Source organism: Shewanella sp. A32, from assembly GCF_029167175.1.
GTDB lineage: Bacteria > Pseudomonadota > Gammaproteobacteria > Enterobacterales > Shewanellaceae > Shewanella > Shewanella yunxiaonensis.
Genome location: NZ_JARFTS010000019.1, coordinates 1 through 12,122, shown reverse-complemented (window position 1 = coordinate 12,122; position 12,122 = coordinate 1). Strand labels below are relative to the sequence as shown.

General features: G+C 47.5%; 13 protein-coding genes. 11 read left to right on the top strand and 2 right to left on the bottom strand.

Annotated features, from left to right (window positions below; translation table 11 throughout):
- The 9 genes from PY479_RS13055 to PY479_RS13015 all read left to right on the top strand — a co-directional run bounded on the left by PY479_RS13055 (position 1) and on the right by PY479_RS13015 (position 7,801).
- Positions 1-633: an SCP2 sterol-binding domain-containing protein gene (locus PY479_RS13055; RefSeq protein ID WP_275484037.1), complete on the top strand. Its 633-nt coding sequence runs from the start codon at positions 1-3 to the stop codon at positions 631-633.
- The gene (gene ubiB / locus PY479_RS13050) at positions 630-2,279 is read left to right on the top strand and encodes a ubiquinone biosynthesis regulatory protein kinase UbiB (protein ID WP_212594643.1); all 1,650 of its coding nucleotides are present in this window, start codon (positions 630-632) and stop codon (positions 2,277-2,279) included. The genes PY479_RS13055 and ubiB overlap by 4 nt, the downstream gene beginning before the upstream one ends.
- A 61-nt stretch (positions 2,280-2,340) precedes the next feature.
- The gene (tatA, locus tag PY479_RS13045) at positions 2,341-2,574 is read left to right on the top strand and encodes a Sec-independent protein translocase subunit TatA (protein ID WP_212594644.1); all 234 of its coding nucleotides are present in this window, start codon (positions 2,341-2,343) and stop codon (positions 2,572-2,574) included.
- 6 nt (positions 2,575-2,580) lie between these two features.
- Positions 2,581-3,021, top strand: coding sequence for a Sec-independent protein translocase protein TatB (gene tatB, locus PY479_RS13040; protein WP_212594645.1), 441 nt, complete (start codon positions 2,581-2,583; stop codon positions 3,019-3,021).
- A gap of 11 nt (positions 3,022-3,032) precedes the next feature.
- Entirely contained in the window at positions 3,033-3,785 is a 753-nt protein-coding gene (gene tatC, locus PY479_RS13035; protein ID WP_212594646.1) for a twin-arginine translocase subunit TatC, read from the top strand.
- 47 nt (positions 3,786-3,832) lie between these two features.
- Positions 3,833-4,396, top strand: a complete 564-nt coding sequence (locus PY479_RS13030; RefSeq protein ID WP_275484036.1) for a hypothetical protein — start codon at positions 3,833-3,835, stop codon at positions 4,394-4,396.
- A complete protein-coding gene (locus PY479_RS13025; RefSeq protein WP_275484035.1) occupies positions 4,393-5,193 on the top strand; it encodes a TatD family hydrolase in 801 nt (266 codons plus the stop codon). Before PY479_RS13030 ends, PY479_RS13025 begins: the two co-directional genes overlap by 4 nt.
- A 53-nt stretch (positions 5,194-5,246) precedes the next feature.
- The gene (locus PY479_RS13020) at positions 5,247-7,088 is read left to right on the top strand and encodes a diguanylate cyclase (RefSeq protein WP_275484034.1); all 1,842 of its coding nucleotides are present in this window, start codon (positions 5,247-5,249) and stop codon (positions 7,086-7,088) included.
- A 176-nt stretch (positions 7,089-7,264) separates the two neighbouring features.
- Positions 7,265-7,801, top strand: coding sequence for a thioredoxin family protein (locus PY479_RS13015; protein WP_212594650.1), 537 nt, complete (start codon positions 7,265-7,267; stop codon positions 7,799-7,801).
- A 65-nt stretch (positions 7,802-7,866) separates the two neighbouring features.
- Here PY479_RS13015 and PY479_RS13010 read toward each other — a convergent pair whose 3' ends face one another.
- Together PY479_RS13010 and rhlB are read right to left on the bottom strand one after the other, a co-directional pair.
- Entirely contained in the window at positions 7,867-8,748 is an 882-nt protein-coding gene (locus PY479_RS13010) for an exopolyphosphatase (protein ID WP_212596690.1), read from the bottom strand.
- Between the two features lie 50 nt (positions 8,749-8,798).
- Entirely contained in the window at positions 8,799-10,085 is a 1,287-nt protein-coding gene (gene rhlB, locus PY479_RS13005) for an ATP-dependent RNA helicase RhlB (protein WP_212594651.1), read from the bottom strand.
- A 152-nt stretch (positions 10,086-10,237) separates the two neighbouring features.
- On the opposite strand from rhlB, the gene trxA reads away from it, so the two are divergent.
- Positions 10,238-10,564, top strand: coding sequence for a thioredoxin TrxA (gene trxA / locus PY479_RS13000; RefSeq protein ID WP_275484033.1), 327 nt, complete (start codon positions 10,238-10,240; stop codon positions 10,562-10,564).
- A gap of 207 nt (positions 10,565-10,771) precedes the next feature.
- Positions 10,772-12,034, top strand: coding sequence for a transcription termination factor Rho (gene rho, locus PY479_RS12995; RefSeq protein WP_212594653.1), 1,263 nt, complete (start codon positions 10,772-10,774; stop codon positions 12,032-12,034).
- Positions 12,035-12,122: the final 88 nt, after the last annotated feature.

Here is a 12,122-nt window from a genome sequence, read left to right as displayed (position 1 = left end):
ATGGCAGAACTGAGCCTGGAAACCCAGTGGCGACTGCTAAATTGCGGCGCACTGGAATTGGCACTGACCAAACTGGTGCAAGCTGCAGGAGTGGAAGCGCTGCGGCTCAAACCGTTACATGGCAAGGTGTTTTGTTTCCAACTGCAGCAGTTATCCTGGCCGTTATATCTGGTCTTTGCCAACGACATCCAGGTGCTGAGCGAATATCAGGGCAGTGTCGATGTCAAAGTGATTGGTGATGCTGCCGACCTGTACCGTCTGCGCGAAGGTGAAAGCCTGACCGAGTTAATTAAACAGGACAAATTACGCATTGAAGGGGATCTGACACTGTTACAGCAGTTCAGTCACTTCCTGCAGAATGTCAGACTGGATATTGCAGAGCCGCTATCCAAAGTCGTGGGGGATGCCCCGGCGTATTGGCTCAGCAACGGTGTCAGTCAGGCCAATATCCATCTTAAACAGATACTCAATAAAACCTGGTCTCATCTTGGTCAGTTAGCAACCGAAGAATATAAGGTGGCACCGCATAAGCTTGAATTTATTCGTCATTGCGACAGAATTGAGGAGCTAACCGCGGCTGTAAATGCACTGGAACAGCGGATTGCCACATTGAAGGATAAAATCAGCCCATGAGTTTCACCAGTATCAAGCGCGCTTATCAGGTTATCAGTATTGCCCTGCATTACGGTCTGGATGAACTGTTACCTCCAAAACTCACGCCTTGGTACTTCCGTTTATGGCGCCTAAGCCTGTTTTGGTTGCGTAACAAACACAAAAAGAAACCCGGTGGTGAACGCCTAAAACTGGCCTTGCAAGAGTTGGGGCCGGTTTACATCAAGTTTGGTCAGATGCTGTCTACTCGTCGCGACTTACTTAGCGATGAATGGGCCTACGAGCTTGCCATGTTGCAGGATCGAGTGCCGCCATTTGATTCAAAGCTCGCCCGCGAAGCCATCGAAACCGAGCTTAAAGCGCCGATAGAGTCCCTGTTTGATGATTTCGATGAAAAGCCGCTGGCATCGGCATCCATTTCCCAAGTACATACTGCGACACTGAAATCCAATGGCAAACCCGTAGTACTGAAGGTACTGCGACCAAACGTCGAGCAGCAGATCGTAGCCGACTTGCAGCTCATGAGTCAGACTGCAGAGTTGTTAGAGTCGCTACTGGGGCCCAATAATCGCTTGCGTCCAGGTGAGGTAGTGGAAGACTATCGCACCACCATCATGGGCGAGCTCAATCTGAAACTGGAAGCGTTAAACACCGTCAGACTGCGCAACAATTTCCTCGATTCCAACGCCTTGTATGTGCCTTATGTTTATGAAGAGCTGAGTCATCCGCGACTGCTTGTACTGGAACGCATCTACGGCATTCCTGTTTCTGATATTGCGGCACTGCGCGCTCAGGGTACCAACCTCAAACTGTTAGCGGAAAAAGGGGTGCAACTATTCTTCACTCAAGTTTTTCGCGATAACTTTTTCCATGCCGATATGCATCCCGGCAACATTTTTATTTCACGCGAGCATCCGCAGGATCCTTACTATATCGGCTTGGACTGCGGCATCATGGGCACCCTCAGCGATACCGATAAACGCTATCTGGCGGAAAATTTTCTGGCATTTTTCAATCGCGATTATCGTCGCATCGCCCAGCTGTATGTGGAATCCGGCTGGGTCTCTCCTGACACCGACCTGTTAGCCTTCGAGCAAGCGGTCAAGGTTGTCTGTGAGCCGATGTTTAATAAACCATTGAATGAAATTTCATTCGGTCATGTGTTACTGGAGTTGTTCAGAACCGCTCGCCGCTTTGATATTGTGGTGCAGCCACAGTTGGTGTTGCTGGAAAAAACACTGTTGTATATCGAAGGATTAGGGCGCCAGCTGTATCCGCAGCTAGATTTGTGGCAAACTGCCAAGCCATTTCTGGAAAACTGGATGGCAGAGCAGGTAGGCCCTAAAGCGATGCTGCGTAAAGCCAAGCTGCAACTGCCGTATTGGTCAGATAAGCTGCCGGAAATTCCAGAATTGATTTACGACAATTTGCGATTGGGCAGGAATCTGCTCGGTTCACAGCAGCAAATGTTAGATAAGTATTTGAGACATCAACAGAAGTCACATAAAAGCAACTACCTATTAATCACTTCTGCTGTTTTGTTGATCTGTGGCACTATATTATTTAGCCGTGACGTTACACTTTGGCTGTCTCACGGATGTCTTGCTGCTGGTGTGGTATGCTGGCTTATCGGATGGCGGTCTCGGCCGAGAATTCGAAAATTTTAATTCGTATTTGCTAATTAAACGTTCATAATAGAACCGATCAATGAGTTAAGAGGAAACCTTCATGGGTGGTATCAGTATTTGGCAACTTCTCATCATCGCATTAATTGTTGTACTGCTGTTCGGTACCAAGAAGCTGCGCTCACTTGGTAGTGATTTGGGCGGTGCTGTGAAAGGATTCAAGAATGCTATGTCCACTGAAGAGCAAACCAAGTCTATCGAAGATAACGCAGCGAAAAGCGAGTCTGCAGAGGCAACTGAGAAGAAGCCTGAGTCCAAGGACAAAGAACAGGCGTAATTTCTCATGTTCGATGGTATCGGTTTTTCCGAGCTGCTGTTGATTGGGATCTTGGGACTGGTCGTACTCGGTCCCGAGCGCCTGCCGGTTGCAGTTCGCACAATATCTAACTTTATCCGGACCATGAAGCGCATGGCCAGTTCAGTTAAGGATGAGCTTGAGCAAGAGCTTAAGCTGGAGCAGCTGCACGCCGATTTAAAAAAGGCGGAAAGCAAAGGTCTGGGTAATCTGTCTCCTGAGTTACAAGAATCCATTAATCAACTCAAAGAAGCAGCAAAAGCGGTCAATCGTCCCTATGAGATTGATGGCGACAAGTCTAAGCCTGAAGAACCTCAAATGACACTCAAGCCACCTTTTGAGGCTGATGAACCGGCAAGTGCTGCCGTCGACACGTCTCGTGGAGTCACTGAAGAAGCTTCATCTACATCAGCTACTGATAAAAAATAGCGGGTAAATAAATGTCGCAACAGCAACCGTTAATCAGTCATTTGCTGGAGCTGCGCAATCGATTGCTCAGAGCCACAGCCAGTGTATTAATTGTGTTTCTGGCAATCGTCTACTGGGCCAAAGATATCTATCATTACATCGCCGTCCCCTTGCTAAAAACGATGCCTACTGGTGGCACGATGATTGCCACCGATGTGGCGGCACCGTTTTTTGCGCCGTTTAAACTGACCTTGGTATTAGCATTTTTTATCGCGATTCCTTACGTGCTATACCAAATCTGGGCCTTTGTTGCCCCCGGTTTGTACAAGCATGAAAAGCGCCTGATCGCACCGTTACTGTTCAGCAGTACCGTGCTGTTTTATCTGGGTATTATCTTTGCCTACTTTGTGGTATTTCCATTGGTGTTCAGCTTTTTCACCAGTGTTGCCCCAGAAGGGGTGCAGGTCGCTACCGATATCAACAGCTATCTCAATTTTGTACTGAAGTTATTCTTTGCGTTCGGTTTGGCCTTCGAAATTCCTATCGCGGTAGTGTTGTTATGTTGGGCTGGCGTTACTACCCCGGCAGATTTGAAAGCACAGCGACCTTACATTATTGTAGGGGCATTTGTTGTGGGAATGTTGCTGACACCACCCGATGTGATTTCACAGACCATGTTGGCGGTTCCGATGTTGTTACTGTTTGAAGGTGGGCTATTTGCTGCCCGGTTTTACAGTAAAAAGCCTGACGCCGAAGAAACCGAAACCAGCGAGGACAGTCAGTAGTCAGTCACTGCAGCATCACCTATCATCTTGATAAAAAGGATAACTAGATGCGTTATTTTCTGATAGCTGCAGTCACTTCACTGTTCACTTTCCATGTACAGGCATCTGTGGAACAACAGTTAGCACATTGTTCCACTATCACAGATCAGTCAGCAAGGCTGGCATGTTATGACCATCTAGCTCAGGCGGTTACCCAAGCGAAAAAGACCATCCCCGCTAATGAGCCTGCGATGAAACCCAAGGATTTGCTGGTTCCCTCTGAGCCTATCGCCGAAAAGTCAGTATCGGCACCAGAAAAGCCCGCTGCACCTATCCCGACTCCCGCCACGCCAAAGAATAATGAAAAAGCCGTAGCTCAATTTGGTGCACCCGTTGAACGCGCTGATGCCGCCCTGGAACAAATTCAGGACGTTGTTACCAAAGTCAAAAAGGGATTACGTGGCACCTTTACGATCACGTTATCTAACGGCCAAGTTTGGCAACAGATTGACAGCGAATCGTTTCGCATTAAAAACGGGCAGAAGGTCGTCATAGAAAAAGCCGCCCTGGGCTCTTTCCTGCTAAAAGTTGAAGGCAGTAACCGCACCATCAGAGTGAAACGTCTGCAGTGAGCCGCTATATGGACATTGCTGTCAATCTTATTGGCAGCAAACTGGAACAAGATCTGCCTCAGGTAGTTAACGATGCTGCTGAGGTAGGTGTTTCGCCGCTGTTACTTATTGGCAGTGATTTGGACGAAAGCGAGCGTTGTACGCAAGTATGCACACAATATCCCGGACAACTATACGCCACAGCTGGCGTGCATCCCCACCATGCCGATAATTGGAACGCTGGCAGTTCAGCAAGGCTAAAAGGGCTATGCGCACAAGCGCCAGTGGTAGCTATCGGGGAATGCGGGTTGGATTTTGATCGCAACTATTCCAGCAAAGACAAGCAACTGGCTGCGTTTGAGGCTCAACTCGCAATAGCCGCAGAATTACAGTTACCAGTATTGATGCATCAACGCGATGCTCACCTCGATTTTTTAAAAATACTCCGTCAATATCGCTCTGCGCTCCCCGCAGCCCTACTCCATTGCTTCACCGGCGATCCGCAACAAGTTCACGATTATAACGAACTGGATCTTTATCTTGGGGTCACAGGCTGGGTGTGTGATGAACGAAGAGGACAATCGTTAGTTGATGCGCTGCCTTATATTCCCGGCAATCGACTGGTATTGGAAACTGATAGTCCTTATTTATTGCCCCGAAGTATGCGTCCGAAACCAAAATCTGGACGAAACGAACCCAAATATCTGCCCTATATTGCTGAGTATGTTGCGGGCATTCTGCAACAATCACCAGAGCGACTCGCACAGCAATGTTACACAAACAGTCTTAGATTATTTGGCCTGGAGTCATCGGTATGATTCGCTCGCTGAAAATCCTTTTTCTCTTGATGACAGCCTTCAGCATAAACGTAATGGCTCATGGAATTGTGCCGTTGATGGTCAATCAGCCCAATACTACCCGCATTGACTTAAAGCAATACACACTACATCTGCATACTGGTCCTGACAGGACATTGTCACAGGTAATGGCAATGCCAGACTCCGCATGGCAACCCGCCACACAACAACGCTTATTATCACTCGGTAGTGACGGTGACTGGTACCATTTTCAGCTGCTGCAAGAAACCACAGAGTATCGTAACTGGTTAGTTGAATTTGATAATCCTGACATTGATGAGTTAACGCTGTACCACTTTATCGATGGCCGATTGCAACAGACGCTGGTTATGGGTGACACCAAACCCTTTCATGAACGCCCAATACTGCAGAACAATTTTGTTTATCCTTTTACGATGGGTAACAACCAGCGACATGATTTTTGGCTCAAAATTGAAACGCAAGGCACAAGTTATTTACCGATTATTTTATGGGCACCAGACCAGATGCTACAACATGTCAGTAACGACTACATGGTGCGCGGTATGCAACTAGGGATCCTCGGAGCTATTGGTCTGTTTGCACTTTTTATGGCAACGACTACCGGGTCTTTCAGTTACGGTTATTACGCGGGTTACGTGCTGACAATGACATTGTTAGTCGCCAGTATCAATGGCACTGCCTTTAGCCATCTGTGGCCTCAATACCCACAACTTCAAAACCACATCATTGCGCCACTTATCCCATTAGTGATGGCCTTTAATGTCTTGTTTACCGAAAAGGCCCTGCAATTAAAATACTACAGCTTAAAGTTGTTGAGATTATCGCGATGGTTAACGTTACTTGCCCTGTTATTGGTGCCTGTGGCATTAGTTATTCCATACAGGATTGCACTATACCTCGATTTAACAGCCATTGCGGTTATCTCAGTACTACTGTTACTCATGAGCGTGATACAAGCCTTCACGGGTAACAAACTGGCCCGGCTATATGCATTATCATCGTTTGCAAAAGCTTTCGGCGTGCTAATCAGTACGTTTATGTACATCGGTTGGTTGTCGATACCGATGAATCCGTTAACCCCGGTAATGTTAGGATTAACCACCGAGGTTGTCTTTATGGCTGCAGTATTGGCGATACGCTACAACGATGAGCGCAAGTCAAAGATGCGCATTCAACACGAGGCGTTGCGGCAAGCAGAACGAATTCGAGAGGCGAAAGAAGAAGCGTTACTGCTGGAAGCCAAAAGCAATGAAAGGCTTGAACGCATGGTGCAGGAACGCACATTGGAACTGGAAGTTGCCATGCGGGAATTGAACGATGCCAACCACAAATTGATGGAACAATCGCAATTAGACGCGCTCACCGGAGCCCGTAACCGTGCGTCATTTGATAAGAAGCTTCAAGCGGAAGGACGTATTAGTCGTCGCCAGCAAACGCCGCTGGCAATGTTGATGCTCGATATTGATAAATTCAAAGCAATTAACGACACCTATGGCCATTTAGCCGGCGACCAAGTGCTAAAAGCCGTCGCAGACACACTGCAAACGCACCTTAAACGTCCGGGAGATTCAGCCTCACGTTTTGGAGGGGAGGAGTTCGCGGTGATTTTGCCCGGTACCGATGAGGAAGGCGCTAAACAATTAGCCGAGCGTTTACGCACAGCGGTGGCGCAATTGTCGATAGCTTGGGGCAATCAGGTTATTGACCTCACCGTCAGCATTGGTGTCAGTGCTGAAGTCATCAATGCCGATAGCGATACCACGCTGCTGCTCAGCCATGCAGATGAGGCATTGTATGTTGCGAAACATCAAGGGCGTAACCAAGTCTCTGTCTATAGCAATCAGGCAAATACATCGATTGCTAACTCCCAGTAAAAGCAAAAATTGTACCCTAAATCAAGTCAATAAACGCTCTCCGTGATTTATAAATAGGCAGCAACAATTCAGCTAATTTAGTGATCCTGCTAACAATCATAACGTTTGTCCCTTTGTCAAAACCGGCAGTAATGATTGAATCATCAACTTGGTTTAGAACGCGTTAAGGAAGTACAATGCAGCATAATGTAAAAGTATTGCTGGCCACCACCGCGCTGTTTTTCAGTTGCCAGACGCTGGCTGACGATGGTTGTAATTTCAAAGAGAATGAAGGCGGCTTTATGGCAACCTGCAAGCAGGAGCAAAAAGAAGTAATCCTGACCGGCGTTATCGACGGGAAAAAATTGGTCACTGAACTACCGCCATTTGAAAGTGGTTACCAGACTTATCAAGTGGACACTGCCGCGATTGCACCGCTGAAAGCGGTCACTAAACCAACGCAGATTGTGGTAATTATTGGTACATGGTGCCCAGACTGTCACCGTGAAACACCGCGCTTTATCAAGATCATGGAAGCGGTTAATAATCCGAATATCTCAGTGAAGTTTATCGGTGTCGATCGCAAGAAAAAAGATCCAGAAGGTCTGGCGGCAAAGTATGAATTCCAACGTATTCCTACCTTTATGGTCATTCAGGACGGTAAAGAGATTGGTCGTATCGTTGAACGCCCAACTGAATCATTGGAAAAAGATTTAGCTAAAATCCTGGGATAATCTGCAGACCGAGATGATTTAAAGGACCGCTTTGCGGTCCTTTTTGCGTGTAGCCATGGCGAGTATTACTTTATAGCAGGCTGACTAGCCACTCGCCTGGACAAACTCAGCAATACGCCTTCGCGCAATGCCCCACCCGATAATGCCAAATGCTGGATGCTTAAAAGTTCAAACAATGCCAGCAGTATTGCCACGCCGGCGGCAAAAGTGGGCGCACGTTCACGGGATAAACCATTAATATTGGGGAGTTCTAACGATATTTCGGCGAGAATTTCTAGCTTCAGCTGCTGCAGTACTTCGATAGTGATGATTTCTGAGACTTGTCGATGCTGCAATAATTCGACAACGGACTGCACCGCACCTGACGCACCAACAACTGAATGCCAACCGAGCGATAGTAACTGCTGTCGATATTCACCCAGTGCATTGGCAATGCTCTGTTTTACATCATCAAAATCCATTTGTTGTAGTGGTGCAGAGCTAAAAAAAGCACGATTATATGTAACACTGCCAAACGGCAAGCTGGTCTTAAACAGTAATTGCGCACCATCACCAATAATAAACTCAGTACTGGCACCGCCAATATCAATGACCAATCGACGACCATGCCCTTGCGTGGTGGCCACCATCCCCTGATAAATTAACTCCGCCTCTTTCATACCGCAGATAACTTCAATGGGATGACCAAGAATAGGTAACGCTTTGGCATTAAATTCGTCAGCATTGTTGATACTGCGCAGCGTGGCGGTCGCAATCACCGCAACGTTGGTATTTGGCACACCATGTTGCGCCAGCATTTCCGCAAACATCGCCAGACAATCCAGTCCGCGTTGCATCGCCGCTTCCTGCAATCGACCATCGTTACCAATGCCTTCAGCAAGACGCACTTTACGCTTGTATTTAGCAATGACCTTAGGCTGGTTGCCCACCGTATGAGCCACCAGCATATTAAAACTATTAGAACCTAAGGTGATTGCTGCGTAGAGACTCAAATATGTCAGTTCCTACGATTACGATCCGGACGCCGTCCGGTTGAACGCCCACCCTGTGTACGCTCCCGTTTGCTTCGCGGAGCCGTACGACGGTGCAACTTCACCGGCGCAGGAAGATCCTCCAATAGTGCATCACGATCATAGGAGGTTACCGGAATAACATGCTCGATGTAACTTTCAATCGCTGGAAGATTCAGCGCATATTCTTCGCAGGCAAAACTGACTGAGGTGCCCTTCTCACCCGCACGGCCGGTACGTCCGATACGGTGTACGTAATCTTCACAGTCGTCTGGCAGATCAAAGTTATATACGTGGGAAACATGCGGAATGTGTAACCCTCTGGCAGCAACGTCAGTCGCAACCAGAATATCCAGTTCGCCTTTTGTGAATTGCTCGAGAATTTTCAGACGCTTCTTCTGTGGAACATCCCCCGTCAGCAAGCCGACGCGATGACCATCGCCTTCCAGCCAACCCCACAAGTTTTCACACTGATGTTTGGTATTGGCAAACACAATGGCTTTTTCTGGCCAGTCTTCTTCGATCAATGTCAGCAGCAATGGGACTTTATCTTCCATTGATGGATAGAACAGTTCTTCCTTGATGTTCTTCGACGTTTTTTCTTCCGGCGCGATTTCCACTTTAACGGGATCATTCATGTGATCATATGCCAGCTCCTGCACCTTCATCGAAAGCGTGGCAGAAAACAACATGTTTAGTCGTTTATCAGCGGCAGGCATGCGGCGGAACAGGAAACGGATGTCCTTGATAAAGCCCAGATCGAACATACGATCCGCCTCATCGAGAACCACCGCCTGGATGGCACCAAGATTGATCACCCCTTGACGTACATAGTCAATAATACGCCCGGTCGTTCCCACCAGAATATCGACCCCAGCATCCAGCATTTTTCGCTGGGCATCATAACCTTCACCACCATAGACTATCCCGAGCTTCAATCCGGTATGCTTAGACAACAGCTTGCCATCTTTAGCAATTTGGATTGCCAGTTCTCTGGTTGGCGCCATAATGATGGCTCGAGGTTGATTCAGCTGACGATTTTCTGGGACGGGATGTGAGAGCAGGTAATCGAACGTGGCAACGAGAAAAGCTAACGTTTTACCTGTACCAGTTTGCGCTTGGCCGGCAATATCTTTACCTTCCAGTAATACCGGTAGCGACAGCGCCTGAATCGGCGTACAGAATTCAAAGCCGTTTTCTGTCAGCGCCTGAATCACTTCAGGGTGCAATGGCAGATCAGCAAATTTTTGTTGAGATAAATGTGTTTCGCTCATAGCGGAAGCATACCAGTTTTGGGTTGCAATAAGATACTCGATAGTTTGAAATAGCAACAAGGAAAAACGATTACTTGATTTACCGTTTCTCGGCCCCAATATACAGGTAATGCCGATTACAGACCAGTAATGGCGAACCAATGGAGATGATCATGAGTGATAAAATTATTTATGTAAGCGATGACAGCTTCGAATCCGAAGTATTGAAGTCTGACAAGCCAGTACTGGTAGATTTTTGGGCCGAATGGTGTGGCCCCTGCAAAATGATTGCGCCAATCCTTGATGACGTAGCCACTGAATATGATGGCAAACTCACTGTCGCCAAAGTTAACGTGGACCAGAACAACGCTACTCCAGCGAAATATGGCATTCGCGGCATCCCAACACTGCTGCTGTTCAAAAACGGCGAGCTAGCCGCCACTAAGGTTGGCGCACTGTCCAAGACTCAGCTGAAAGAGTTTATCGACACGCAAATCTAACGCGGATTAAGTGATACCCGGCACGCATTGACAATAATTTGCTTGCCGGGTATGAAAACCGCTGGACGCTCCCGCTTTATAGTGCTAACTTATTAGCCAGATTCTATCTAAAACCCACTTCTCGCAGTTCAATCAATTTTCTTCAAATCCATTTTGAGTGATTGAGCACGCGCGTAAGCTTTGTCGCTATAAACAAGACCCACCAAAATGAATTTAACTGAATTAAAAAACAAGTCTATTGCTGACTTAGTCGCTCTGGCCGAGGAAATGAACCTCGAGAATATGGCCCGTGCCCGCAAGCAGGACATCATTTTCTCTATTCTTAAAGCTCATGCCAAAAGCGGTGAAGACATTTTCGGCGGTGGTGTGCTGGAAATTCTGCAGGACGGCTTTGGCTTTCTGCGTAGTGCCGATGGTTCTTACCTTGCCGGTCCTGATGATATCTATGTATCGCCAAGCCAGATACGCCGCTTTAACATGCGAACGGGCGATACTATATTCGGGAAAATCCGCCCGCCCAAAGAAGGTGAACGTTACTTTGCATTGTTAAAAGTTAACGAAGTCAACTTTGATAAGCCTGAAAACTCCCGCAATAAGATCCTGTTTGAAAACCTTACCCCGCTGCATGCAGAAGAACGTTTGCGTATGGAACGTGGTAATGGTTCTACTGAAGATATCACTGCCCGTATTCTCGACCTTTGTTCTCCTATCGGTAAAGGTCAGCGCGGTTTGATTGTGGCACCGCCCAAAGCCGGTAAAACATTACTGTTGCAGAACATCGCTCAGTCCATCACTTACAACAACCCTGAAGTGGTGTTGATGGTGTTGCTGATTGACGAACGTCCTGAAGAAGTTACCGAAATGCAACGTCTGGTGCAGGGCGAAGTGATTGCGTCTACCTTCGATGAACCCGCCAGCCGTCACGTGCAGGTTGCTGAAATGGTGATCGAAAAAGCTAAGCGTCTGGTAGAACACAAAAAAGACGTCGTGATCCTGCTGGACTCTATCACTCGTCTGGCACGCGCTTACAACACCGTCGTTCCTTCATCAGGTAAAGTACTGACTGGTGGTGTGGATGCCAACGCTCTGCATCGTCCTAAGCGCTTCTTCGGTGCCGCCCGTAATATCGAGAACGGTGGCAGTCTGACCATTATTGCCACTGCGTTGATCGATACCGGTTCAAAAATGGATGAAGTCATTTACGAAGAGTTTAAAGGTACTGGTAACCAGGAACTGCATCTGTCTCGTAAAGCCGCAGAAAAGCGTGTGTTCCCAGCTATCGACTTCAACCGTTCAGGCACTCGTCGCGAAGAGAAACTGACTACGCCAGATGAACTGCAGAAAATGTGGATCCTGCGTAAGATCCTGAATCCAATGGACGAAGTCAGTGCCATGGAATTTTTGATCGACAAACTGGCGATGACTAAAACTAACGAAGAATTCTTTACCGCAATGAAACGCGCTAAGTAAAGATAAAACCGTTTGTCTCGTCCTAATATAGGTTGACAGTTTTTAGGCCAGCTCCCGTAGCTGGCCTTTTCTATTGTGCACCTGATTG

What these genes read in the sequence shown, in the direction of transcription:
- PY479_RS13055 (WP_275484037.1), top strand. Translation starts at nt 1, where the DNA reads ATGGCAGAACTGAGCCTGGAAACCCAGTGGCGACTGCTAAATTGCGGC.
- ubiB (WP_212594643.1), top strand. Translation starts at nt 630, where the DNA reads ATGAGTTTCACCAGTATCAAGCGCGCTTATCAGGTTATCAGTATTGCC.
- tatA (WP_212594644.1), top strand. Translation starts at nt 2,341, where the DNA reads ATGGGTGGTATCAGTATTTGGCAACTTCTCATCATCGCATTAATTGTT.
- tatB (WP_212594645.1), top strand. Translation starts at nt 2,581, where the DNA reads ATGTTCGATGGTATCGGTTTTTCCGAGCTGCTGTTGATTGGGATCTTG.
- tatC (WP_212594646.1), top strand. Translation starts at nt 3,033, where the DNA reads ATGTCGCAACAGCAACCGTTAATCAGTCATTTGCTGGAGCTGCGCAAT.
- PY479_RS13030 (WP_275484036.1), top strand. Translation starts at nt 3,833, where the DNA reads ATGCGTTATTTTCTGATAGCTGCAGTCACTTCACTGTTCACTTTCCAT.
- PY479_RS13020 (WP_275484034.1), top strand. Translation starts at nt 5,247, where the DNA reads ATGGCTCATGGAATTGTGCCGTTGATGGTCAATCAGCCCAATACTACC.
- PY479_RS13015 (WP_212594650.1), top strand. Translation starts at nt 7,265, where the DNA reads ATGCAGCATAATGTAAAAGTATTGCTGGCCACCACCGCGCTGTTTTTC.
- PY479_RS13010 (WP_212596690.1), bottom strand. Translation starts at nt 8,748, where the DNA reads ATGCTGGTGGCTCATACGGTGGGCAACCAGCCTAAGGTCATTGCTAAA.
- rhlB (WP_212594651.1), bottom strand. Translation starts at nt 10,085, where the DNA reads ATGAGCGAAACACATTTATCTCAACAAAAATTTGCTGATCTGCCATTG.
- trxA (WP_275484033.1), top strand. Translation starts at nt 10,238, where the DNA reads ATGAGTGATAAAATTATTTATGTAAGCGATGACAGCTTCGAATCCGAA.
- rho (WP_212594653.1), top strand. Translation starts at nt 10,772, where the DNA reads ATGAATTTAACTGAATTAAAAAACAAGTCTATTGCTGACTTAGTCGCT.